Source organism: Leptolyngbya sp. CALU 1928 (assembly GCF_056784215.1).
This window is the reverse complement of record NZ_JBXBCE010000003.1, coordinates 258,631-283,573: the sequence shown is the minus strand read 5'-3', so window position 1 is coordinate 283,573 and position 24,943 is coordinate 258,631. Positions and strand designations below refer to the sequence as shown.

The window sequence follows — 24,943 nt, the reverse complement described above, 5'->3', positions numbered from 1 at the left end:
AATGAAAAATTACTCTGCTTCAACAATTCGGGATTGGTCGGATGTCCTATCAGATTTCCTATCTGATATTGTGTTTGACGCAACTTCAAGTCCCAATGGAACAAATCCATCATTCACTGAAATTGTGAATGCCGTGTCTGAAACCTTTCCCAGCAGGCTGATAGAAGCCCTGTCTCATGCTGAATCAAAGGGTCTGATAGATGGCTTGACGGGAGACATCGACACCACTGCATTGACGGGTAATGCCTATATCCAAACCAATTTAGTGGCAAACAAGGCGGAATACTCACCGCTTATCCTGGACGAGACCTTTGTGAATGCCTGGGGAATTGCCATCCGACCTGCTGGCTTTGGGGGGCACTTTTGGGTCACGGGCAATGGCTCTGGCATCTCCTATGAATATGTTGGAGATGTGAATGGCATTCCACTTTATCAAGATGACTTGGCGATCGTCACCGTACCGGGACCAAACGGTGAACAGGGTACGCCTACGGGAGTTGTGTTTAATGCCTCCAGTAATTTCGTGATTACGCAAGATTATCCTAACGGAGCGATTACGAATTCCAGCAAGTTTCTGTTTGCCACCGATAATGGGGTGATCTCCGCTTGGACAGAACGTAAGAATGCAGACGGAACCTTCGATCGCCCTGGTGAAGCACTCGCCGTCATCGATCGCTCAGCCGCAGGGAGTCAGTACTTTGGCTTGGGGGTTGATTATGCTGGCGAACACCTCTATGCTGCCGATTTTGGCACCAATCCCAAAATTCAAGTTTTTGATGGCAGTTTCAACGATGTCACCAATTCTCACGGGTTTACCAATCCCTTCGCAAGTTCTTGTGAAGTTCAACCCGGCGATTATGTACCCTTTAATGTTCAAGTTTTGGGCAATCCTGGTACTGAGAGTGTATTTGTCACCTATGCCAAAAGCCAGGAAGATCCCAATGCTCCCGGTCAATTCCTGGCAGGAGAAGAAGAGGCAGGTCCCGGTCTTGGACGCTTGGCAGAATTTGATTTGGAGGGCAAGCTGATTCGAGTTTGGGATGATGAAGGGCTGCTGAATGCGCCGTGGGGGGTAGTTTATACGCCAGAAAATTTTGGCGCATTCTCCAACACATTGTTGGTGTCTAATTTTGGGGACGGCACGATCACAGCCTTTGACAAAACCACCAATCACGCGATCGACTACTTGCGTGATACATCAAGTGCCAAGATCGAAATTCCGGGCATCTGGGGATTGCTATTTGGCAATGGTGCCAGTCTTGGTGATTCCGACTCTCTTTACTTTGCAGCAGGACCAGAAGATGAAGGCGATGGCGTTTTTGGACGGTTGCGGGTTGCCGAGCTTGAAACGTCTCCTAATGCGAGCGGCTTCAAGTTTGGACTGAACTTGGAAGAAATGAACGCAGTCGGACTGGGAAAAAATATCAGTCTCCCGACTAACAGTGACTTACTAAAACAAACCTGGGAAACCAGTGGAGCCAGCAGGTTAATGTCAAGCGGGTTACAACACTAATTAATGTGTGCAATCCTCTATCTACGTGTTTTTTCATTGCCCTTCCGCTCAAATTTTCACCTTGTTTTCATCGCAGCCTGTCAAGCTAAGAGTAGGAGTTCTCCAATCCTGGGTAGGGCAATGTTGTATAGGCTGCGATGAAAGTCCTGTTAGTTGAAGATGAAATTGATTTAGGAACAGCACTCCAGCGCACTTTGCAGCAGGAGAAGTACATTGTGGATTGGGTTCAAGATGGAGCGGATGCCTGGGATTATTTAGACAATCATCAGGCTCAATATACGTTGGCAATCTTTGACTGGATGTTGCCGGGATTGACAGGTCCAGAACTGTGCAAACGATTACGAGAACGGCAAAATTCCCTACCCGTATTGATGTTGACAGCACGAGACCGTTGGGAAGATAAGGTGGTGGGGTTGGATGCGGGAGCCGATGACTACCTGATCAAGCCGTTTCGGATGGAAGAGTTGCTAGCACGACTGCGGGCACTCTGGCGGCGATCGCCCCAATTTCAACCCACCCAAATTCAGGTGGGCAGTTTCACCCTCGACTGCCATAACCGCACTATTTGCTGGCAATCTCCTCAAAAAAATGGTCGAACCGTTCGGCTCAGCAAGAAAGAGTTCCAACTGATGGAATACTTCATGAAACATCCTCGCCACGCTGCCACCCGTGATCAGATCCTGAGCTACCTTTATGAGTTAGACACGGAGCGGATCAGTAATGTTGTGGCAGCGCAGGTGCGGTTGTTACGGCGTAGACTCACGGAATTAGGCTGTGAGGATGCGATTCAAACGGTGCCGGGGGGAGGATATCGGCTTAATCCCGCCTATGCAGATGCGATTGTTTAGACGAACTCGCTCGCAACTGGCGGGATGGTATGCGGTTGTCATGGGGTTGATCCTGGGTCTGGGTGGGTTGACGATTTATCAGGTCATTATTCGGGCTTATTCAGATTCAATCGACCGGGAGCTAGAGGCAGTGACGGAAACCTTGCACAACGGGATCGAACTGAATTTGAAGCAACCCGGTCAATTAGAACCCATTATTCAAAAGCTGGTTCCCGATGTTTGCGTGGTCGACAAACCTTGCCTCAACAAAACATTTTCCACCCATAACCACAACTCGTCTAATCAACATCACTCGATCAATACAATCCGTCATAGTGACTACTACATTCAGTTTCTAGACAATTCGGGAACCCTGGTTGCTACGGCTGGGCTGCGTCCAGATGTACCCTTAACGAAAGGTTCCGAAACCTGGCAAACCGTTATTGATTCGGAGGGGAATCGTTTCCATCAGATGTCGTTGCCATTGCACACACTGGACAATCGGCTGTGGGGATATCTTCAGGTCGGGCGATCGCTGAAAGATTTGGATAGTCGTCTCGCTTCGTTGAAGTTAGCCTTCTTCATCGGGTTGCCGGTGATCACGACCTTAGTCGCCGTTTCCAGTTGGTTTCTGGCAGGCATTGCCATGCGCCCCATCTACCGCTCCTACCAGCAGATGCAACGGTTTACAACGGATGCCGCGCATGAGCTACGCACACCATTAGCAGCGATTCTGGCAACAGTTGATTCAGTCTCAAGGCTACCCAGCTTAACAGAACTAGAAACACGGGATACACTGAAAACGATTGAACGCCAACTTAACCGTTTTTTTGAACTCATCAAAGATTTGTTCTTATTAGCCCGGTTGGAGCAACACACGCTGGCAATTCAGAGGGAATCCGTTTACCTAAATGACTTAATCCATGATTTAGTTGAAGAGTTTGCAGCCCTTGCCGACGCGAATGGATTAACCCTAACAGCCGAGATTCAAGTTGCTAAGGAATTGCATATTCTGGCAGATGAGGATCAGGTTTATCGATTGATTTCAAACCTGGTTGTGAATTCAATTCAGTATACGTCTACAGGTGGCGCTGTGACGCTGGTTCTCAATCGGGACGAAGGTCATGCTGTGATCCAAGTTCGAGATACCGGCATGGGAATTGCCCCGGTCGAGCAGGCACACATTTTTGATCGGTTTTATCGGGTGAACCGCGATCGCTCCCGTCAAACGGGTGGATCTGGATTGGGTTTGGCAATTGCCAAGGCGATCGCTGAAGCTCACGAGGGGAGTTTACAGGTACAGAGCGAGGTTGGTCGAGGAAGTACATTTACGGTGCGTTTACCCTTGAAATCACGCCCGATCAACAATCATGCAACCGATATCTAAATCTATTTTTCATCCAATTTAGTTTCTGAATAAGTATCAAATCATGAAATTTATTCATCGCATTAGCACTCAATTTCAACTCATACTAGGACTCAGTGGAGCAATTTTTGTTGCCTTATCGAATCCCTCATTTGCTCTCACTGTTCAACCGAAGGCAGATGATTTCGCAAAACAGGCTTTGGAGAAATTCAAGCGTGGAGATGTGCAGGGCGCGATCGCTAGCTACACCCAAGCAATTCAAACCGATCCTGACTTCACGAACGCCTACATTGAACGCGGGATAGCCTATCACGACGTAGGAGATCTGAGTCGAGCCATTGCAGACCTTGACCGAGCCATTCAGCTCGAACCGAACAACGCATTAGCCATCTATAATCGGGGAGAAATCTACTCCGACTTGAACAAATTGCCCCAGGCACTCGCCGATTTGAACCAAGCCCTGGAGTTGAAACCGGGCTATCCAGAAGCCTTCAACAATCGAGGTGTGGTCTATGCCAAGATGGGCAAGTTCCAAACTGCCTTGAAAGACATTGGGCGTGCCATTGCGCTGAAGCCAAAGTATGTTTTTGCTTACAATAATCGGGCATTGGTGCGAACAGCACTGAAGGATGTTGAGGGCGCGATCGCCGATTACACAGAAGCCATTCGCCTAAGTCCAACATTGGCAGAAGCTTACTTGAATCGAGGCAGATTACATCTAGCAACAGGAAATCGACAGGCAGCATTAACCGATTGGCAACAGGCAGCAAAATTATTTCAAGAACGGGGCGATCGCGATCGTTATCAACAAGTACAAAATGCGTTGAAGCAACTGCAACAACCTGCCGAATAACACATGAGGTTGGGCGATCAAACGTTGCGATCGCCCAATCATTTTATAGGAAACCTATCAACATCTTACCGACACTAGCTGTTAGTAGTAGCAACAGAATCTAGAGTCCGTACTTGCAGTTATACAACTCTTCCCGATACTGAAAGCTACCTTCAACTACATTAGGGGGGAAGGCACAATAAGCTGGAACTCCAGTATTTTCCTTACGCTCAGAAGTGAGACTATCCTGCACTTTTGGAGTAGAAGTATTTCGGGGCTGTTGAGCGGCTTCAGATTCTGAAGTGGGTTGAGTTTGTTTTTCAGAGGGTTGAGCTGAGGATGGACGTGAAGCCTGTGGATGAACTCTCGATATCAGCGATTCAGCGATGGGTTTAGCAGAGACTTGAGGCACAGCTAGCCCAGAGACCAAAACCAAAGAAAACGCTGTTGTAGAAAGTAGACGTTGCATCATTTTAACCTCTTCTAAAGAATCGAATCTGATTGAAACAATCAGTTCGCTATTACTAATCTCTCAAATACAAATGAAATTAAAGTGAAAAATGAAATAAAACCAAAAAATAAATTACTAGCAATCACAATTGAAAGCGATTGTATTCTATTAAGAGATTAATTTAGTAGTAATAAATTGATTTGGTAGAAACAGAACTAACCTGTAGATTCAGAATTCTCAATGGAATAGTTTACACAAACTGTATTCAATCGATAATTTCCACCTTGAACAGTTTGAATCATATCTTCACACCCTAATTCTGCCAGTTTGCATCGCAGTCGTCGGATCTGGGCTGCTACAACATTGCTAACTCGTTCAGACTCCATCTCATACAAATAATTCAGAAGTTGCTCTTGGCTAGCTTCCTGCTTGGGCTGTCGCATCAAATATTCCAACACCTGAAACTCTTTCTTACTCAAGCGAACGTGCTCATACTCAGTTGGGCTAAAGCACCAGGAAACAATTCGATTATTGCAATCTAAGGACAAACGACCAAATTGAAGTTGTAGGGGCTGATATTGGGGCGATCGCCGTCGTAATGCGCGTAATCGTGCCAGCAATTCCTGCATCCGAAATGGCTTCATCAAGTAGTCATCGGCTCCGGCATCTAGCGCCAAAACGCCATCCTGCCAGCGTCGCTCTGGAGTTAACACCAACACAGGTAAAGGATGCTGTGTTCTCAAGCGTTGACAAAGTTCTATCATTGGTAATCCTGGCATCATCCAATCAAAAATCGCCACCGTATACTGAATGGGTTGAAGTTCTAAGTAGTTCCAAGTCACACGACCATCCTGAAACCAATCCACAATATAGTGTTCTTGACTCAGGCTTTGTTGAATTTGTTCACCTAACTCTAGATCGGGTTCAACTAATAAAATTTTCATCGCAAAAGCTTTCCCTAAAAAGTTTTTGACCTTTATAGGTTCCTGCAATTTCAAATAAATTGCTTCTGTTAATAGCTTTGCAGATTAGGATGAAAATGAAGTGAAATATTGAGTCATCCAAAATCTTATTTAAGTGATCATGCGATGAAAATTCTTCAGCTTCTCATGTCGAGAAAAGTCAACAGACCCTTTCAGCGGATGTGAGTGAGACAATGATATGTCTAAAAATTCATTGTTCTCTTGAGTTTACTGAAAGAAGTCTGTTGAATACATATTGGTATCATAAAACTTGCTAATGAAATTACAATGACGGTTTGAGATCATCACCGTTAAAAAATAAAAGGAGATGAATCTTCTCGACTCATCTCCATTCCAGTATTTACTGGTGTGAGGAAACTTGATGTTGACTAACTGCTAAGAAGAAACGTGCTCAATTAAAAGTTAAGATAATTCTTCTCAAGCAGCAAAGCTAGAAACTAAATGTCGTCCGAATTACACCCACTAGCTGAGTATCATTCCGTCTGTTGCCTTCAGGGTTAAACAACACAAAGACCCCTGGCGTGATGGCAATGTTGTCATTAATCCGATAACGGTAGAACGCTTCTAAATGATAGGGCGGTGAACCATCCAAACGACGACGGGTATTCGCGTTGGCACGGAAGTCGTTGTCGGTGACGCGGGGTTGCATCCCAAACACCAAACCGCCCAAGTTGCCTTTACGCCCCAAGTCGGGAAAGCCCAGGAAAGCAGCCCAATTCTGAATTTGCGCTTCCTGGTTGTTGCGTTTGTTGTAAGCCCACGTGTAGCCGTACCAACCACCCACAGTCAGTTTAGGAGCTACCCGCCACTGCACTTGCACTGACCCGGTGTCAGTAGATGTAGCTGCACCTGCAAATGGGTTTGCGGCATAGCCGGTTCCAGTACTACCAAAGAGGTTGGGCGCACCCTGGTTGAACACAGTGGAGGTGCCGGGGAAATAAGAACGAACGTAGGTAAGACCAATATCAAAGTTGCGAGAAGGACGAAGTACTAGTTGTCCAGCAGCAGCATAGTTCCCATCAAACAATCCATTCTTTGATCCAGGATCGTTGGCATTTCTATCAGAAAAATAGCCCCCCTGTAAGCTTAATTTGGGGCTAAATTTGTAGTCAAAAGAAATTCCTGGAGAACTGGTAAACGTTTGATCGTTGGAGCGATAGATCGGGTTAAACCGCCCAAACCGGGAAATCGCACCGCCACCACTACTTTCAAATGGGCTGAGCGTTTCAAACAGTGAACTGTACATTCGGCTTTGAACCGCATCAACTTGAATACGGAGGTTTTGCCCCACAGGGAATCGATAGAAGAGGTGGTCAATATTGACTGCATTGGATTCGTTGCCGTCAAAGCCTAACCGAGTTCCGTTCGTTCCTGTAAAAGCGCCGCTGAAGGGAGTAATGTTACGCCCTTGCAATCGAACTAGCAGACGGTCTTTACCTGTAAAGCTAGATTCGAGTGCAATCCGCGCCCGATTACCAAAGATGGTTTCAGTGCGATCGTCTCGGAAGGAGTTTTCATTAGCCGCATTCACCCCAGAGAGGAAGGTGTTATTCCCCGTGCGAGTAGCACGATCGCCAAAGGTATCGGCGATCGCAAAGATAACCTCACCCCTTAATCTAGTAGTCGTAGAAAATTGTTGCTTCTCCAGTGTGGCAGTCCGCACTTCCAGAGATTCTACCCGACCACGCAAGGCTGCCAACTCAGTTGCAAACTCTTCTTGCAGCCGTTTAACAACTTCTAAATCTTCCTTTCTCACGAAGTCAGCCGTTGCTGCTGCAATCAGTTCTTGAATCTTGTCCAAGCAAGCATTCAAGCCAGCCGCAAACTCGAAGCGAGTCGTCGCCCGATTACCACGAAAGGTTTTGTCGGGATAACCGACAATACAACCATACCGCTCTACCAATGATTGCAATGCTTGAAATGCCCAATCAGTCGGTTTCACATCCGAGAACTGAGAAACGGAAGTGACTTGATCCAGTTGAGAGCTTTTGCCTTCAGAACTATATCTACTGACCTGCTCTAGAGTCACGCTGTTATCGAACTGGCTAACTCTCGTCGAAGTAGCACTATTCGCTAACTGATTTAACTTTTCATTCGTTGATACTTCATTTGCCAGCGCATCACCTGGCATCATCAGCGACGCGACAAGAAGCGTCGGGACGCTCCACACAAACTCTCTCAGTATTGACTGCATTTTTCATCCTCACACTACTCTTTTTGAAAAATCAAAATGACTTTTCATGGTGGATAGCCTCTATACAGCGGCTACCGATAATAGAATGCCAGGACAGGATGAAAATCTAATGACGGTTTTAGCGGATTCACAAAAAAACAGGGTTAAGCTCTTATTAAGGGAATCGCTTTAGAACTATTAGCTTTGGCACCATTTTTATCAAACTATTTAAGCCACCCCATTTTGCCCATGTCTACGCCTTGGACTATCTACTTTGACTTCTAACTAAAATGCGATCGCTCCTTTTCTTTGGTATTGCGGCTTTAGGTGAGATTTCTGGCTGCTATGCATTCTGGGCATGGCTTCGACTGGGAAAAAGTATGCTCTGGGTGCTTCCAGGATTAATTGCTCTAGCCATCTTTGCGGCGGCTCTCACCCAAATTGAAACCTCAAATGCTGGCAGAGCCTACGCTGCCTATGGCGGGATTTATGTTCTTTCGGCACTTTTCTGGTTATGGAGTGTGGAAGGAGTCAAACCTGATCGCTGGGATTTATTGGGTGTAACGGTTAGCCTGATTGGAACAGTGATTATTATGCTGGCTCCTCGCTGAACCCTAAATGTGCTGCCACTTCTCGGTACAGATTCATCACATGGCTATCGGCAAGGCTGTAATACACGTTGCGCCCCTCTTTGCGATAGTTGACCAATCGCATCGATCGCAAAATGCGTGGATCAATAGGAGGCTTTTGAGCTTGCTGCAATATGGACGAAGAGTAAATTTTCTCTGCCCAATCATCAGTTGTAAAAAGTAAAGGTCAAATTCTCGTTAATAGGATTGCATTAGAACCATGATCTGGCAGTTACTGTACCCAAAGTATTGACAGAGCAGTATCAGAATCTTGTGTTGTCAATGTCATAAGATAACTGGGTTCAGATTTAAATTTCTCGAAGAATTTTCTATGTCTTTCCACAAATTATCTAGAGGAGATTTGCGCCTTTCGGCGATGCCACCACATCACAAACCCTGTGATGAACAGAATCAAAGGAGCCAGACCCACAAAGACGTAGAGAATGCGGGTGGACAAGCCGCCAAAGGTGCCGAAGTGAACGGGATTGAACTGGTTCAAAATGGCTTCCGCACGAGAGGGTTTAATTCCATTCTGAAGCTGAATCACTTCACCCGTAAATTGATCGAGATAGATTCTAGTATTGCCGTATTTGCCTACTTCCTGAGCCTGCTTTTTGGCTACCACAAAGGGCGTTTCCGGCTTGGTTGCGAACGAAATGTAGGTGATTTTGGCATTGGGAACGACTGCGTTACCTCGCTGCATCAGGTCAGCGATCGCCAAGGGCTGCTGCCCTAAAGCGGGCTTGGAAACTGGATCGGCAGGTTTTGCCGTTAAAGTTGCTGCATAGATGATATTGGTGACGTTTGCTTGAGGCACATTCCAAGCGAACCCGGTAAAACCAATCAAAGCGAGAAAGATCGCCGTGACAATCCCTGCCACTTTATGCAGATCGAAGTTGAGACGCTTAATATGACCATCCCATTTAATTTTGAATCCAGCCGCAAGTTTGCGCCAACCGGGCCACAGCACAATTCCAGAGAGGCTGAGAAGTAGGGTAATCAGGGCAACGATGCCCATGAGCAACGCGCCCGTATCCCCCGCTAAAAGTTTGTAGTGAAGCCCGTAAATGATGCCGACCCAACTGGTTTCATACTGGCGATCGCCCATAATCCGCCCTGTGTAGGGATCGACGAGCACTTCTAAATAGTGATCTGCCGCATCCAGAAATGATGCCATGTAGGGTTGATCGGATTGATCGGGAAAGGTGAGACTGCTGAGGGTTAAGCCTCTGCCAGCATAGGCAGTTGTGACAGTTTCGACCATTGTAGTGATAGACAATAATTCCCCAACCGGGCTGATCTGACCAAATCGCCATACCAACACCGCCTGATCAATTTCATGCCAGAAGACGAGAATGCTACCCGTCACACCTGCAATGCATAACAAGATGCCAACGGTTAACCCAAGCCAGCGATGGGTATGGAACGCGATCGTTCTGAGTCTGACAGGGGTGAACCCAGTTGAACGAATTGGATGCAAGGATTCTTTCTGCATAGTAGCGGCGTGTATCTCCTAAGATAGAAGGACGAATTGGGCGGTAAATCCTATGACTTCTCAAGTTTTGTCTCCGACGATCGCAGACGTGCCAGAACAGCGCGTGGTGCTGGAAGGCGTGAGTTGGCAGCAATATGAATTATTGTTAGCCACACTAGGCGATGATTTTCCAGCATTGCGGTTGAGCTATTTGGAAGGGACGTTAGAAATCATGACAACCTCTCCTTTGCATGAAGAGTTAAAAAGTACGATTCGGATGCTTTTGGAGGTCTATTTTCAAGAGTTTCGGATTCGTTATCACTAGAGTTGTTGGGTAATAAGCTCAAAAATCTTTGAAACCCTTGTCTAGTAGGTATTTCAGCGATTTTGATGTAAAATCCTTGAAACCTAGACTGTATAAGCATTTCAGCGATTTTGATCGTTATATCCCAACAGGTCTACTGTATTGGCTCGGCAACGTTTCGCAAGGTTGCCAAGCAGCGCGGGTTGGAGCCAGATGAGTGCTATTGCTTGGGACAAAAGCAGGAGTTTCCAGATCTGGCGATTGAGGTGGTGCTGAGTAGTAGCATGGTGGATAAGCTAGAAATTTACCGTGGTTTGGGGGTGGCGGAGGTATGGGTATGGGAGGCAGGGCGCTTTACGATTCATCATTTGCGGGCAGATTTCTATGAGCGTGTTGAAAGGAGTGAAATGCTGCCATCCTGTGACATTGAGTTGTTGGCGACTTATGTCAAACCAGAGGAACAGTTTGATGCGGTAATGGCATTTCGAGCAGAATTGAGAACACAATTACAGGGATAAATCTGGGCGATCGCTCTCAGCTTTGAGTCGGTGAACGAAGTCGTGAGTTTGGTAGTGGTCATAGGGCGATCGTCTGTGAGTAAATGAGCAATTCGAGATCAGCCTCAAAATTGCCAGGAAATGGTTCCTTGCACTGTAAAAGGTTGTCCGGAGTAAACACGATTACCAAGCGAACTTTCAAAATACTCTACGTCGAACAAGTTTCTGAAGTTGAGTGCTGCTCTGAATCGATCGCGTTTATAGAAAATAGAGGCATCAGTCCGAACATAGCTAGGTACAGTATAGGTATTGTTAAAATCAACGCGATCGCCCACGTAAAATAAGCCAATTCCAGCACCCAAGCCTTGTAGATCACCTTTTTGTATTTCGTAGCTTGTCCATAGATTAAAAGAATGATTTGCGCTGTTTGACAATCGGCTTCCAGGTGTCAAAGTATTATCTTTAGTAACACGAGCATCGATATAAGCATAGCCTCCAAAAATGTTCCATCCTGGCAAAATTTCGCCCACCAGATCCAGTTCAATTCCTCGGCTATTCTGCTCACCAACTTGAATGGAAAAGTTGGGTCTGTTCGGGTCTGCGGTCGTGACATTAGTACGGGTCAAATCAAACAAGGCGAGCGTTGCTGAAAGTCGATTATTCAAATCTGCTTTTACCCCAACCTCATACTGATTACCACGTTCTGGTTTGAAGGAAGAGTCAACACCAAAAAAGTATGATCCACCTGGTGGAGTAAATGAGCTTGTGTAACTTGTATAGAGTGAAATCGAAGGGATGGGTTGATAGACGATGCCAACGCGAGGACTGAATGCACTATCAGCCCCACTGCTTTCTGTGATACTGACTAAGTCTTCATATTCTCGATAAATAAAGTCAAACCGCCCACCCAGTAAAACCTTCAAGCTGCTTGTTAGTGCCACTTGGTCTTGTAGATAGATTCCTAATGCGTTCGTTTGCTGTCGAATCCCGAAAGAAGAAGGAAGTGCTGCTCCTCGTGGTTGACCGTATACAGGATTGAAAATATCAATTGATGCCGCCTCGAACTCACGAATTGGTGGATCAAAGTTGTCAAAACGATTTAAATCAAATCCAAACAATAGCTGATGCTGAATTGAACCTGTAGAAAACTTACCGATTAGATTTGTTGCCATTGCATAATTTCTATTTTCGGAAGAGCTTTCTGAAGCAGATCGATTCCAAGTTCGATTATCTGAATCTAAACCTCTAGAATCCGTACGGCGTTGATAGAGATCACGAAATGCAAACAGAAACGAATTGTTGAACGACCAGTTCTCGTTCAACTGATGGTCTAGTCGATAACCAAGCCTTACAATTGTCTGCTCAAAACTGTCAGAAGGTTCGGTCAGGTTGAGGTTCCGGGACACTTTCCCATTTGGATTTGGTAAGACACTCCCAATTGCAGGTATGCCAGATGCGATCGTATCTCTAGTCTTGATGTATTCTGTCTCTAATCTCAGGTTTGTTTTTTCGTCAATTGCCACACTAATCACAGGAGATATATTTAAGCTTTCACCATTAAAGAAATCGACAAAACTACCTGAATTTCGGTAGGCTACATTGAGGCGGTATAGAACTGTCTTTGAGTCATTTAGCGGTCCCGAAAAATCAACTGCACCTCGATAAAAACTATAGCTGCCAATCGTTGCCTCAACAGCATAGAAAGGGTCACGCAAAGGACGTTTAGATACGAGGTTGATGCTGCCTCCGGGATTACCTAAACCGAATAACACCGATGCGGGACCCTTGAGAACTTCGACTCGCTCGATACTAGAAAATTCACTCACCTGTCCAGACAATGTGTCAATCAGTCCATCCCTAAGAAGATTCGTTTCCGTGACATCAAATCCGCGAATGCTATAGAAAGACAAGGGTCCAAAGTTAAAAGTCTGATTGACACCCGCAACATTTCTAAGAGCATCCTCTAAACGAGTCACTTGTTGATCGCGCAACACTTCTTGAGGTACGACCTGAATTGACTGAGGAATATCGCGTAGCGGCGTGTCAGTTCTCGTTCCTACTGACGTATTTGGCACTCGATAGCCCCTCTGTCCTTCCCCCGTCACTACAATTTCATCATCCGGTTCGTCCGCTTCCGGGTTGAGGCTGTATGCCAGTTCTCCCGTTTTCAGGGTGATTTCTGTCGTGGGTGGGGCGTTGTTTCCAGTGACGCTGACGCGGATATTCGCAGCATCCAGTTGGCTAACGCGGACATTGGCAATATCCCCAGTTGGGTTATCGGCATTGAATGCCGGGGCATCGGGGAGCGCCAGGACTGCGTTAGGAATGTCGGCAATCAGGCTGTTGCCCTCGGCTCTAAATTTGCTGGCATCCACTTGCAGCGGTTTGCCATCCTGGGTTTGCAGCACAATTTCTAGATTGGTGCCGACGCGGTTGAGTTTGATGCTGGTCACTTGGGCGATCGCTGCATCGATCTGAGCTACCCATTCTTTCACTGTCGTTGCCCCCTTGGGTAGATCGCTCACACGCGGCAACTCCGCCCACACTACCTGCACTCCCAGACCTGAAAAGAAACTCGTCAAAATGAGCGACTTTCCTAGGAATGGCAAAGCCAATCGCGTCCACATTGTCACCATGACCACCCACACCTTCACGTTGATAAAACTAATTCTCAAGTAGTGTAAGGGGATGGTGAACGGTAAAAGCGATCGCAACTTTGCTCAAACGGAATTTCTTGTTTGCTCAAACGGAATGTTTTCGGCGGCAATCTCGTGGATTGATGTCAAATCGTTTGCTAAACGCTCTGCTAAACGCTGGCAGATTGGTATAACCTACCATCTGGGCAACTTCTCCCACCGTCCAATCGCCCATTTGCAATGCTTCTCGTGCTTGCTTCATGCGGTAGTCGTGCAAATACCCAAAGACAGTTATCCCAAACACTCGGCGAAATTCTTGCTTCAGGGTGCATTCATTTAAACCGACCAACCGCGCCAGTTCCCCCAAATTAGGTGGATTGTCCAACCGCTGGCGCAAAATATCTCTAGCATGGTGAATGCGATCAAGTAAATTGGGTTGCACTCTGCGGCGATCATCCTCATGTCGAGCGATCGCTGTTGCTGCTGCCAGTCCTACCAGTTCGATCGCCTTACCCTCCAAAACCATTCGTTTCGATAGTCCCTGCAAGCTACAGCGCAACATCTGTCGTGCTGCCAATTGCATCGCCGGAGTTGCCGTTCCAAAGCATTTATAGCGCGGCTGTTCCAGGGAGCGCACCCAAGGCTTTAAAGCAGTGGGCAGTTCTCCATCTGAGTTGCCAATAAACGATCGCAACACGTCTGCCCGCATGAAAATCTGTACTTCCAGAAAGGGCTGCTGCTCCGATAAATCAAAGGGTGCTTTGGGCATTAAGCCACTGCCATAGAGGCAATACTGCCCCGCCTCCAGCAGGTCGCCGTCATTCTCATGAGTTCCCGATACGTGCAGGTGAAACTCCAGGTACTCTCCCGGTGCTTCAGGCTGAGCAGACTGGACGCGATCGTGCAGTTGCAGATGACCCAGGGTCAGGTGTAACCCATCTCGCAAGTGAATCGTGCGCCAATAGCCCTGCCCCATCAGCGACGGAAACTTGCCCATAAAGTCCTGAGCATCCTCCGGATCAGGATGATAGGTCGGCTCAACAGCACTCATTTCGTCACATAGCTGGTCGTAAGTGGACTGAGAAATGGAGATAGTCATAGCAGCAGGTCAATGCAATCAAGAACTTAATAAGAATATATCTCATTAAAGTGAGTTTCTAGTGAAGCAGTTGATCGTGCAATTGGCACTTACTTAAACTCTCTGCCGAATTATCAAATTGCAAGGCAAAGCCATCCAGCGTTTGACGAACTTCGTGGACGGATTGTCGAAGCGCATTGAGTTCACTTTGACGCTGGTCAAGATCCACTTTATTCAGGGTGCAGGCGATTGCAAGCTCTATCATGTTTGTCTGCTTGATTGATAAGCTTTGGATGCAGATGTGAACTATCTACTTTGATTTCTACTAAAATGCGATCGCTCTTTTTCTTTGGTATTGCGGCGTTAAGTGAGATTTCTGGCTGCTATGAGGTCTTGATCAGCACAAGAAAACTCATCAAGAAATCAAAATTAGGTTACATGATCAGCTCTAAGCTTCCTGACACATCGAAACCGTAACTTTCTGCATGAATGCGCCCGCTAGTCCTTGATCAGCAAAATCAGCTTGGCAACGCAGTCGCGGTTCACTGCACCAGCGGCAATCGCCGGACGGGAAAGTGCTGGCAGCTTACTTGATTAACACGGGGTCATCGTATGACAACGCGATGCAGGTAATTCAAACCGCAAACCCCAATGCTGAGTTGCGAGAAGCTTAAATCAGTTTTCTACAATCTGAGGTGGAAGAACTCCTCTCCACTCACCGCATCGACGCATGAGAGTCCGTTGATTTTATGGTGAGTGCGTTCATCGCTTTTGACTTCAGGGCGGATATTGCGTTCTGCCTAGCTGTAGAATAAAAGCGTCATTTTCGTCGTTTCCCTACTGCCTATTTAGCATCGTCTTGAGTTACTGTTATTGCTCAGGCGAAAGGCGACTCGGTTTTTGATGCTCAATAACTGGTTCAAGTAGGGAAATTGTAACGCCAACTCAGCTATTTCTCCATCTGAGAATACCGCCCTTTATGACGCAGAAAGAGCAATAGCTGGGAGATTAGCACCATGACAGGAAGTTCGACCAGTGGTTCAATAGCCAAAACAAGGGTAATCAACGGACGATCAGGAAAAACAGTTGTAGCGATCGCCAATGCAAGGGGTGAATTGCGTGCAAGTGTTGTGCAACTGAAGCAAGCAAAGTCCTCATAACTAAAATTGCCAAGTCGTGCAATCACTTGAGTCAGCCAAAAGGTAACTCCATAGAAAATCAGGATAGGCGGCAACATCTTCAGCAGCACATCTGGATTTTGAATTAAGGTCTGCCCTTGCGAGGCAAATACCGCTGTAATTGCCAAACACAGAAATAGCGTTTGCCCTGCTGCTATTTTCAGTGGAATTTCACGCCAAAACCCATTTACCTTTGGTATTAGCCACTTAGCGATAAACGCCAAAAGCATAGGAACAGCTAAAACCAGTACAATGCTTTCGAGAAAAATTGCTGTGTCAAACTGCACCAATTTTCCAGCAAAAACTAACAGATAGACGGGCAGAAGAACTACTTGCAAGATCATATTCCAAGGAAGGAAGGCTGCGGCTAAAGTAACATTTCCTTTGGCAATCCCTGTAAAAATGAGATACCAGTCAGTACAAGGTGTAACCATCAGCATAATTAACCCAATCCAGAGATCGGGAGCGTCTCGTAGGAAAATGGCTCCCAATCCCCAAACAAAAACAGGTGTCCAAAGGAAGTTCACCCCAAAAATCAATCCTGCCATCTTGTAGTTTTGAAATGCCTGACCTAAACGATTAAGTGGAATATTTAGAAATACCCCATAGAGCATAGTCATCAAGGATGGAACAATTAGGAGTACAGCATTTTCCTCAACCCATTTAATTTGTCCCAACATCAGCCCAGTTAAGATGGAAATGATGATAAAGACAGATTGAAGTTTTTCAGTCAAACTCATATTGATAGATCTCCATGAAATAAGGATGGTGAATCTTAAACCATTCCTAACAAGTTAAGAAGCAAACGCCTTTGTCAAGCAGAGCATTTTGGGCATGGCTCCGACTCGGAAAAAGTATGCTCTGGGTGCTTCCAGGATTAATTGCTCTAGCCATCTTTGCGGCGGCTCTCACCCAAATTGAAACCTCAAATGCTGGCAGAGCCTTTGCTGCCTATGGCGGAATTTATATTCTTTCGGCAATTATCTGGTTGTGGACTGTGGAAGGAGTCAAACCCGATCGCTGGGATTTGTTGGGTGTAGCAGTTTGCCTGATCGGTACAGTGATTATTATGTTAGCTCCCCACAGGCTCTAGATGGGCTGCCACTTCTCGGTACAGATTCATCACATGGCTATCGGCAAGGCTGTAATACACGTTGCGCCCCTCTTTGCGATAGTTGACCAATCGCATCGATCGCAAAATGCGGAGATGGTGCGATACTGCCGATTCACCGATTTTTAAGCTTGCTGCCAAGTCACATACACACAACTCCTGACGCGCCAACGCCGAGAGTATCCGTAGTCGGTTTGGGTCTGCCAAGACACCAAAGAATTCCGCCATCTGTTGCGCTTCTGACATTGGCAGAATCTCTGGCTGCACCTGCCGTACCGCTTCCAGGTGAACGAGATGAGCTTCACATTCCGGTGCATCCGACTCTTGAAGCAGTGGGACTAGATTTTTGCGGCTAGGCATAGGACAAATTAGGGTGACGACTGTGAACAAGATAATTTTGCTCAATTCCAGTATAAAGCTAAGAATGGTTATCATTCTATATATGAATATACTTTCAGATGTCAAGAGTTTTGGTTTACAATTATCAAAATAATCTTCAATCTGATTTGGCAACCTGCTATGACTCAAACTCCAGCGCTAAAGACTCAACAGATGCAAGTGGGTGGTATGGATTGCGCCAGTTGTGCGATGAAGATTGAAGGCAGCGTCGAGAAATTGCCAGGGATTGCTGAAGTGTCGGTCAACGTGGCAACAGGGCGAATGGTTGTGTCCTACGATCCGCAGGAAGTCAGCGAGGCGGAAATTCAAAAGCGAGTGACGAGATTGGGCTATACCGTTGCGATTGAGCAGTCCCGCACACTTACCTCATCTCATGCTCACACGAATGGTCATGCTGCCGACGATCACGATGAGGATGACGGACACGATCACAGTCATGGCTCTGGCGAATTTAACTTAAAAAAAGAACTCCCTCCAGTGTTACTCGCAATCGCGTTATTTGCGATCGGCATCATTTTTGAAAAACCCTTACACAACACGCCTTACAACATCGGTGAACTTGCTGTATTCATCCCAGCTTACCTGCTCAGTGGCTGGTCAGTATTGAAAACGGCGGGACGCAATATTTTGAGGGGACAGATTTTTGATGAAAACTTTTTGATGACGATCGCCACATTGGGAGCCTTTGCCATTCACCAATTCCCAGAAGCAGTTGCCGTGATGCTGTTTTTCAAAGTCGGTGAGTTGTTTCAGGAGTATTCCGTGGGGCGATCGCGGCGGTCGATTAAAGCATTATTGGAAGTTCGCCCCGATAGTGCCAACTTGAAAGTAAATGGCACCGTGAAACAAGTTAAGCCTGAAACGATCAATGTGGGCGATCAAATTCTGGTGAAGCCAGGAGAGAAAGTGCCGCTTGATGGCGAAATTCTGGAGGGCACCTCTCAAGTGGATACCTCTGCCTTAACAGGTGAATCAGTCCCTCGCATCGTCAACGTTGGCGATCCAATTCTGGCAGGTATGATTAACAAGTCGGGCGCTCTCACTGTTCAGGTGACGAAGCTGTTTGGTGAATCGTCGATCGCTAAAATTCTTGACCTAGTTGAAAATGCCACCAGTAAGAAGGCAGACACCGAGAAATTCATCACTAAGTTTGCCCGCTATTACACGCCAGTGGTCGTGTTTCTGTCACTGGCAGTTGCCATATTGCCACCGCTCTTGATTCCAGACGCAAATCGCTCCGAGTGGATTTACCGTGCCCTGATTCTGCTGGTCATTTCCTGCCCCTGCGGATTAGTGATCAGCATTCCCCTTGGCTACTTTGGTGGGATTGGGGGAGCTGCCAAGCGCGGTATTTTAGTCAAAGGCTCCACCTTTCTGGATGCACTCACAGCGGTCAAAACCGTTGTGTTTGATAAGACTGGAACGTTGACTAAAGGCACATTTAAAGTGACCCAAATTGTCACGAAAAATGGGTTTTCGGAAGCAGAACTGTTGATGTTGGCAGCGAAAGCCGAAGCCAATTCTAACCATCCGGTTGCCCAATCGATTCGAGACGCATATGGGCAACCCATCAATGAGTCTGAAGCCACGGATTACGAGGAGATTGCGGGTCACGGTATCCGGGCTAAAGTGCAGAATAAAGTGGTTTTAGCAGGCAACGATCGTCTGCTGCACCGAGAAAATATTGATCACGATATCTGTGATGTGGCTGGAACGGTGGTTCACTTAGCGGTGGATGGACGCTATGCCGGGTATATCTTGATTGCCGACGAAATTAAGGAAGATGCCGCTCAGGCAATTCGCGATTTGAAAAAAGCTGGCGTGGAACGAACCGTGATGCTGACAGGTGACAATGAGGTCGTCGCCAAACGTGTCGCCGAAGAATTGGGCTTGGATTCTTACTTTGCCGGATTGCTGCCTGAAGACAAGGTGGGAGCGATCGAGAAGCTGTTAGATCGCTCAGGTAAAAATAAAGTTGTTTTCGTGGGCGATGGAATTAACGATGCCCCGGTAATTGCCAGAGCGGATATTGGCATGGCAATGGGCGGCTTAGGGTCTGATGCGGCGATCGAAACCGCTGATGTGGTGCTGATGACGGATGCCCCTTCCAAAGTCGCCGAGGCAATTCAGGTTGCCAGAAAAACGCGACGGATTGTGGTGCAAAACATTGTGTTGGCAATGGCAATCAAGGGAATCTTCATTGTGTTGGGAACGATCGGGCTTGCAACACTGTGGGAAGCCGTCTTTGCCGATGTCGGTGTGGCGCTGTTAGCCATCCTAAATGCAAGCAGGGTTCTAAAATAAGATGGTCAGTTTTTTTCCCAATGTGAACCATCCTAAAATCCTTTTGCAGCCTCAGCGTGTGTACCAACGGCTCTGGATCGTTCTGGGGCTGCGGTTGATTCTGTTTTTGGCAGAACTGGGAGTGGGGTTATGGAGCCGTAGTCTAGCATTGCTGGCGGGTTCAGGGCATTTGTTCTCAGACTTGCTAACTCTGGGGCTGACTTTGCTGGCAGCTTATATTGCCAAACGCGAAGCAACCCAAGGCAAAGTTAAGCGGGAGAATCGGTTAGAAGGTTGGTTAGCGTTGGTAAATGGAGTCAGCCTGGTGGCGATCGCCCTTTTCCTGATTCAGGAAACCATTGATCATCTACAACATCACACATCAGAACTGAATTTAGGATTTCCGGTTCTACTCGTCGCGGCATTGGGAGTAGTGATTAACGGCATCACTACTTACTTACTCCATCGAGACCAACACCACAGCCTGAATGTACGCGGCATTTTTCTGCATCAAGTTGCTGATGTGGCGGGGGCAGTCAGCATTCTGCTCTCAGCATTAGCCATTTATCTTTTTCAATGGACTTGGGCAGATGCTGTCACCAGTTTATTTGTTGCCTTCCTGATTATTGTGAATGCGCTGTTACTTTGTCGAGACAGCTTTCGAGTGTTAGCTAGACGACAACCCAAAGCTCTCAGATGAAGGAACTTTACTTCTCAAGTTGTAGTTGTTGGATGAACGACAAAGTTTGCTGGTAACTATCGCGATCGCCCTGCTTTTGAAACAACTGGGCTGCTTGCTGCAAGTCCATCAGCGCTGCTTGCTTGTTTCCCAGTTGCGAATAGAGAATACCGCGATTCCCATAAGCTTCAGAGAGAGAGGGATTCAGTTTGATGGCTTGAGTGAAGTCGGCGATCGCACCCTTGGCATCCCTTAAGGCTGTTCGAGTTTTGCCCCGATTGTAGTAGGCATCGGCATAGTTGGGCTTAAACTTAATTGCCTGATCCAAATCAGCGGCAGCTTGGTTGAGGTTGCCCTGCATCGCATAGATGACCCCCCGATTGCTGTAAGCCTCGGCGTAGTTAGGCTTCAACTCAATAGCATGGTTTAGGTCTGCGATCGCGCCAGCTACGTCGCCAACATCGGAACGCACTTCCCCTCGGTTGAAAATTGCTTGATAGTTCTTAGGTTCAATCTGGACAGCTTGCTCAAAGTCCTTGATTGCTCCACGGTAATCGCCTAAATCATGTTGTGCCAGTCCCCGCTTAATGTAAGCTTCAGTAAACTTAGGATTCGCTTCAATTGCCAGCGTGTAGTCTTCAAGCGCTCCCCTGAGATTTCCTTGTCTGGCTTTCTCCTTCCCTTGATTCAGCAACTCTACAGAACTCACCTGAACAGTTGAAGCCTGCTTAGACTGAGCTTGCAAAGGAGGAAGCACGACTACAGCCAACCCTATTATTCCAAGCGTTAAAGTAATCTTATAGACAGGATTCATAGTTAAAACTCCTTAGCACAGCTTTATCCTAGCGAAAGCTTTTGCATTCGTACTCTGATGGTCGCTGAAAATCCCACTCAGCCAATTGCTGAAGTAAATATTTCCGAAAAGATATTGGAGATCACTCAGCCCTATCTATCCTGCAAAAGACCCAGGAATATCAAGACTAGAACTAGCCATGTCCATGAAAATGGTGTGAATCAGAGTAGGGATGAACGTGACGGATAGCAGGGTGCTGATGCGGATGGAGATGAGGTTCACTTTCGGGAATTCCAGGATGATGGTTGTGTCGGTGGTACTCGTCATGCTCGTGTTCATGCTCGTGCCAGTGGCTCTCGTGTCCATGCTTCTGCCCTTTAGGTGAAAGGGTAGTTTGAACGATTACAAGAAGAACTAAACCAATTAGCCCGCCATAGAGAAAAGGCACTTCTTTTTGATCACTGCCCAACCATCCTGCCAGGGGGTAAGAAAAGACCCACCACAGATGACTCCAAGCAAACTGGGCACCATAAACCCGTCCTTGAAACTCGGTTGGAGTGCGATCGGCGATTAATATTTGAGCCGACACATTGACCAGCGTTTGCCCTGCTCCTGCGATCGACCACAGCATTAGTAGTAGGGTCAGTCCTACATAACTGGCTGGCAACAGCGCGATCGTGATCAAGGTTGCTCCTAACAAGATAATCCTTGTCCGCGCCCAGCGTTGCCCTAACGAACCAACCGCAGTAGCAGCCAAGGTTGCGCCAATCCCAAATGCGCCCATGACCCAACCATATTGCACACTACCTAGTTTGAGCGATCCTTGCACATAGCCCACCGTATTGACTAGAATCTGCGCTCCCGTCACAGAAGCCACAAGTTGCATTGCCAGCACATAGCGGAGGTACTCGTCGGCAAACAGGCGAGTTGTGCCTTCCCGGACTTGCTGCCAGGTTCGACCGGATGAATGGGGTTGGTCTGCTGCCTGGGCAACCCGAAGTTGACCGGGCAAGGTGACGATGAGAATCGCCGCAATCAGAAACGTAAGGGCATCCAGGAAAAACACTTGCCTTGCTCCAACAAAAGCCGCGATCGCGCCTGCAATTCCGGGACCGAGAACGCCTAAGAGTTGAAAGGTCGTGCTAGAAAGGGCGATCGCCTGCGAATAGTCTTCCTGTCCTGTGACCAGTGGAATCGTCGCCTGATAAGTTGGTGTGAAGAAGGCGTAAAAGACATTTAGGGCAAAGACGATCACATAGATCTGCCAGACAGCATTCACAAACGGCAGTAGGCTGACAATGCCCATCCGTGCCAGGTGAGTTGTCACCAGAATAGTTTTGCGATCGAGGCGATCGGCAAGCACACCAGCTAACGGTGACAGCAGCACAAACGCTGTCACTCGTAAGGTCAAAGCTACTGATAGGACAACGGCTGAGTCTTTTCCGGCTAACTCAAAAGCCAGCAGCGCCAGACCGACCCAAGAGAGAGCGTCACCTAGCAGATTCATTGTTTGTGCCGTATACAGACGAGCAAAAACTGGGTTGCGGAGACTGCGAAACAGTTGGAGAGTTGGCATGGCTCTAGTTACACAATTCAGAAAAATACCCCCAGGGGGGATCTGGCATCTCCAATCTAACGAAGGTCTCATTGCTACCGAAGGCAGCATTACAATTTGTGATGCGCTCTCTTCGGCGTGATGATTAGTTCTCACTCAGGTTGCAGTGTTGTTCTCCTGATCAACTGCAATTACATTCAAACAGTCAGTTTCTCAATAGCCTCAGACCACTTAGGGTGACCACTACCGTAGATCCTTCGTGTCCCAAAACGCCTAATGGGAGCGTCATTTTGCCCACAAAGTTGAGGATCAACAGCACCACGACAAACACAAGGGCAAACACAATATTTTGCTTGACAATGACCTGAGAGCGACGACCCAGACGAATGGCGTGCTCTAGTTGTTCTAGACGATCCGCCATCAATACGATATCGGCGGTTTCCAGCGCCACATCACTGCCTGCGGTGCCCATCGCAATGCCCACCGATGCTTGGGCTAAAGCAGGCGCATCGTTGATGCCATCGCCGACCATTGCGACCGTCTGGTATTGCTTTTGTAGCTGCCGAATCACATCGACTTTATCTTCTGGCAGCAGTTCTGCATATACCTGGTCTACCCCGATTTGCTCAGCAATGCTGTGAGCCGTGCGCGAGTTATCACCCGTCAGCATCACAATTCGCTCCACGCCCAGGCGTTTCAATCGAGAGAGAGCTTGAGCCGCCGCTGGTCGCACCGTATCGGCAACGGCAATGATACCAAGAATCTCTCCACCATAGGCAACCCACACCACCGTTTTACCTTCCGCTTCCCACTGCTGGCTTTGCTCAACCAGGTCATTGGAAACTCGCCTGGTTTGCGCTTGGACAAAGGTTGCTTTGCCAACCACTGCCGTTTGCCGATCGATTTCTCCAGTAATTCCCTGTCCGGCTTGCGCTTGACCATTGATGGCTTCTGCCCAAATCAAATTTTGTTGACGGGCAGCCTGCACGATCGCGTCACCAATCGGATGTTCAGACAAACTCTCTAATGCCGCAGCGATCCGAAATAACTGATCGGTAGATGGTTGCGTCGCCATCACATGAACCACTTGCAGTTTGCCAGTCGTCAACGTGCCAGTTTTGTCAAAGGCGATCGCCTTGACTCGCCCCATCATTTCTAACTGCGCCCCGTTCTTGAACAAAATGCCATGCCGCGCACCATTGGCAATCCCAGAGAGCAGAGTGGGCATAATCGATGCCATCAAAGCACAAGGCGAAGCAACGACGAGAAAAATCAAGGCTCGATAAATGGTATCTTCCCAGTTCCAGCCAAACAGGAAGGGTGGCAAAGTAGCCAGCAAGAGACCCGCGATTACAATAACCTTTGCATACCCTCGCTCAAAGCGTTCAATAAACTGCTGAGAGGGCGGTGCTTCATTTTGAGCTTGCTGGACGAGCCGGATCACCCGCTGAATCAAGCTACTTTCGGGCGGTTGATGAATCTTGAGTCTGAGCGCTCCATTGCCATTCAGCGTACCTGCAAAAACTTCATCACCGACTGTTTTCTCGACGGGAATAGACTCTCCTGTAATTGAAGCCTGGTTTAGCGTACTGAACCCTTCCGTCACTAAACCATCAGTCGGCACTAACTCTCCTGGCTTAACCAAGACCTGATCGCCCACCTTTAGCGCTGCGATCGCCACAGTTTGCTCTTGTCCGTTTAGCAATACTCGTGCTGTATCGGTGGTCAGACTCATTAACCCCTGGATACTGCGCTCCGTTCGCCGCATGGCATACCCTTCCAGCGCCCCACTGATGGCAAAGATCAAGATGAGAACGGCACCGTCTACGATTAAATAATACTCCCGCCGCCATAGCCCTAGACTCGCTGCTCCCAACGCTGCCACAATCATCAACAGGTCTACATCCAGTTCTTTTTCTGCAACCAGGGTAGTCAAGCCTTCACGGGCGCTGTCAAAGCCGCCAATCACATAGGCAGCGGTCAGGATGAACAAAGCAACTCCGATCCAACCAAGATTGAGAGTTTGCCAACCGAGGAACACAAGAATTGCACAGAGGAAAGCGGCGATTGCGTCAGGGTGTTCTTTGAAAAAAGAAGGAAAGCGAAGTAACTTGGCAGAAAGCATCTGATCACGAGTCGAGATAGGAGGACTTCTCTACCCTAAACCTTGACATTAATGTTA

General features: G+C 47.4%; 23 protein-coding genes. 10 read left to right on the top strand and 13 right to left on the bottom strand.

What is annotated here, in order from left to right; genetic code table 11:
• Window position 1 precedes the first annotated feature (1 nt).
• The 4 genes from AC1S5B_RS19440 to AC1S5B_RS19425 all read left to right on the top strand — a co-directional run bounded on the left by AC1S5B_RS19440 (window position 2) and on the right by AC1S5B_RS19425 (window position 4,559).
• Window positions 2-1,513: a TIGR03118 family protein gene (locus tag AC1S5B_RS19440; protein WP_482037348.1), complete on the top strand. Its 1,512-nt coding sequence runs from the start codon at window positions 2-4 to the stop codon at window positions 1,511-1,513.
• A 137-nt stretch (window positions 1,514-1,650) separates the two neighbouring features.
• Window positions 1,651-2,361 carry a two-component system response regulator RppA gene (gene rppA, locus AC1S5B_RS19435; protein WP_482037347.1) on the top strand — a complete coding sequence of 237 codons (711 nt, stop codon included), beginning with the start codon at window positions 1,651-1,653 and terminating at the stop codon, window positions 2,359-2,361.
• Window positions 2,342-3,727 (top strand): two-component system sensor histidine kinase RppB, encoded by a 1,386-nt coding sequence (rppB, locus tag AC1S5B_RS19430; protein WP_482037346.1) that lies wholly within the window; start codon window positions 2,342-2,344, stop codon window positions 3,725-3,727. Before rppA (AC1S5B_RS19435) ends, rppB begins: the two co-directional genes overlap by 20 nt.
• A gap of 43 nt (window positions 3,728-3,770) precedes the next feature.
• Complete coding sequence (locus tag AC1S5B_RS19425) at window positions 3,771-4,559, top strand: tetratricopeptide repeat protein (RefSeq protein ID WP_482037345.1); 789 nt, start codon at window positions 3,771-3,773, stop codon at window positions 4,557-4,559.
• 100 nt (window positions 4,560-4,659) lie between these two features.
• Here AC1S5B_RS19425 and AC1S5B_RS19420 read toward each other — a convergent pair whose 3' ends face one another.
• The 3 genes from AC1S5B_RS19420 to AC1S5B_RS19410 form a co-directional block, all read right to left on the bottom strand.
• Window positions 4,660-5,010 carry a hypothetical protein gene (locus tag AC1S5B_RS19420; protein WP_482037344.1) on the bottom strand — a complete coding sequence of 117 codons (351 nt, stop codon included), beginning with the start codon at window positions 5,008-5,010 and terminating at the stop codon, window positions 4,660-4,662.
• 194 nt (window positions 5,011-5,204) lie between these two features.
• Window positions 5,205-5,933, bottom strand: a complete 729-nt coding sequence (gene rppA, locus AC1S5B_RS19415; protein ID WP_482037343.1) for a two-component system response regulator RppA — start codon at window positions 5,931-5,933, stop codon at window positions 5,205-5,207.
• A 469-nt stretch (window positions 5,934-6,402) separates the two neighbouring features.
• Complete coding sequence (locus AC1S5B_RS19410) at window positions 6,403-8,166, bottom strand: iron uptake porin (RefSeq protein WP_482037342.1); 1,764 nt, start codon at window positions 8,164-8,166, stop codon at window positions 6,403-6,405.
• Window positions 8,167-8,435: 269 nt separating this feature from the next.
• Here AC1S5B_RS19410 and AC1S5B_RS19405 point away from each other — a divergent pair, with 269 nt between their 5' ends.
• On the top strand, window positions 8,436-8,756 hold the full coding sequence (locus tag AC1S5B_RS19405; RefSeq protein ID WP_482037341.1) for a YnfA family protein: 321 nt from the start codon (window positions 8,436-8,438) through the stop codon (window positions 8,754-8,756).
• Here AC1S5B_RS19405 and AC1S5B_RS19400 read toward each other — a convergent pair.
• Window positions 8,737-8,907 carry a hypothetical protein gene (locus AC1S5B_RS19400; protein WP_482037340.1) on the bottom strand — a complete coding sequence of 57 codons (171 nt, stop codon included), beginning with the start codon at window positions 8,905-8,907 and terminating at the stop codon, window positions 8,737-8,739. The genes AC1S5B_RS19405 and AC1S5B_RS19400 overlap by 20 nt on opposite strands.
• Before the next feature lie 213 nt (window positions 8,908-9,120).
• On the bottom strand, window positions 9,121-10,269 hold the full coding sequence (locus AC1S5B_RS19395; RefSeq protein WP_482037339.1) for a PepSY-associated TM helix domain-containing protein: 1,149 nt from the start codon (window positions 10,267-10,269) through the stop codon (window positions 9,121-9,123).
• Between the two features lie 52 nt (window positions 10,270-10,321).
• Here AC1S5B_RS19395 and AC1S5B_RS19390 point away from each other — a divergent pair, with 52 nt between their 5' ends.
• Together AC1S5B_RS19390 and AC1S5B_RS19385 are read left to right on the top strand one after the other, a co-directional pair.
• Window positions 10,322-10,573 (top strand): hypothetical protein, encoded by a 252-nt coding sequence (locus tag AC1S5B_RS19390; protein ID WP_482037338.1) that lies wholly within the window; start codon window positions 10,322-10,324, stop codon window positions 10,571-10,573.
• Window positions 10,574-10,683: 110 nt separating this feature from the next.
• The gene (locus AC1S5B_RS19385) at window positions 10,684-11,070 is read left to right on the top strand and encodes a Uma2 family endonuclease (protein WP_482037337.1); all 387 of its coding nucleotides are present in this window, start codon (window positions 10,684-10,686) and stop codon (window positions 11,068-11,070) included.
• Between the two features lie 104 nt (window positions 11,071-11,174).
• Here the strand turns inward: AC1S5B_RS19385 and AC1S5B_RS19380 are convergent, their stop codons facing one another.
• The 4 genes from AC1S5B_RS19380 to AC1S5B_RS19365 form a co-directional block, all read right to left on the bottom strand.
• Window positions 11,175-13,724 carry a TonB-dependent siderophore receptor gene (locus tag AC1S5B_RS19380; protein ID WP_482037336.1) on the bottom strand — a complete coding sequence of 850 codons (2,550 nt, stop codon included), beginning with the start codon at window positions 13,722-13,724 and terminating at the stop codon, window positions 11,175-11,177.
• A 67-nt stretch (window positions 13,725-13,791) separates the two neighbouring features.
• Entirely contained in the window at window positions 13,792-14,784 is a 993-nt protein-coding gene (locus AC1S5B_RS19375) for a helix-turn-helix transcriptional regulator (protein ID WP_482037335.1), read from the bottom strand.
• Between the two features lie 58 nt (window positions 14,785-14,842).
• Complete coding sequence (locus AC1S5B_RS19370; protein WP_482037334.1) at window positions 14,843-15,028, bottom strand: hypothetical protein; 186 nt, start codon at window positions 15,026-15,028, stop codon at window positions 14,843-14,845.
• Window positions 15,029-15,712: 684 nt separating this feature from the next.
• Window positions 15,713-16,681, bottom strand: a complete 969-nt coding sequence (locus AC1S5B_RS19365; protein ID WP_482037333.1) for an arsenic resistance protein — start codon at window positions 16,679-16,681, stop codon at window positions 15,713-15,715.
• 71 nt (window positions 16,682-16,752) lie between these two features.
• On the opposite strand from AC1S5B_RS19365, the gene AC1S5B_RS19360 reads away from it, so the two are divergent.
• Entirely contained in the window at window positions 16,753-17,034 is a 282-nt protein-coding gene (locus AC1S5B_RS19360; protein ID WP_482037332.1) for a YnfA family protein, read from the top strand.
• Here the strand turns inward: AC1S5B_RS19360 and AC1S5B_RS19355 are convergent.
• Complete coding sequence (locus AC1S5B_RS19355; protein WP_482037331.1) at window positions 17,014-17,412, bottom strand: ArsR/SmtB family transcription factor; 399 nt, start codon at window positions 17,410-17,412, stop codon at window positions 17,014-17,016. The genes AC1S5B_RS19360 and AC1S5B_RS19355 overlap by 21 nt on opposite strands.
• Window positions 17,413-17,571: 159 nt before the next feature.
• Between AC1S5B_RS19355 and AC1S5B_RS19350 the strand changes: the two genes are divergently transcribed.
• Complete coding sequence (locus AC1S5B_RS19350; protein ID WP_482037330.1) at window positions 17,572-19,755, top strand: heavy metal translocating P-type ATPase; 2,184 nt, start codon at window positions 17,572-17,574, stop codon at window positions 19,753-19,755.
• Between the two features lies 1 nt (window position 19,756).
• Entirely contained in the window at window positions 19,757-20,434 is a 678-nt protein-coding gene (locus AC1S5B_RS19345; protein ID WP_482037329.1) for a cation diffusion facilitator family transporter, read from the top strand.
• Between the two features lie 7 nt (window positions 20,435-20,441).
• Here the strand turns inward: AC1S5B_RS19345 and AC1S5B_RS19340 are convergent, their stop codons facing one another.
• The 3 genes from AC1S5B_RS19340 to AC1S5B_RS19330 all read right to left on the bottom strand — a co-directional run bounded on the left by AC1S5B_RS19340 (window position 20,442) and on the right by AC1S5B_RS19330 (window position 24,886).
• Window positions 20,442-21,227 carry a tetratricopeptide repeat protein gene (locus AC1S5B_RS19340; RefSeq protein ID WP_482037328.1) on the bottom strand — a complete coding sequence of 262 codons (786 nt, stop codon included), beginning with the start codon at window positions 21,225-21,227 and terminating at the stop codon, window positions 20,442-20,444.
• 172 nt (window positions 21,228-21,399) lie between these two features.
• Window positions 21,400-22,782, bottom strand: coding sequence for an MFS transporter (locus AC1S5B_RS19335; RefSeq protein WP_482037327.1), 1,383 nt, complete (start codon window positions 22,780-22,782; stop codon window positions 21,400-21,402).
• 184 nt (window positions 22,783-22,966) lie between these two features.
• Entirely contained in the window at window positions 22,967-24,886 is a 1,920-nt protein-coding gene (locus AC1S5B_RS19330) for a heavy metal translocating P-type ATPase (protein ID WP_482037326.1), read from the bottom strand.
• Window positions 24,887-24,943 lie beyond the last annotated feature (57 nt).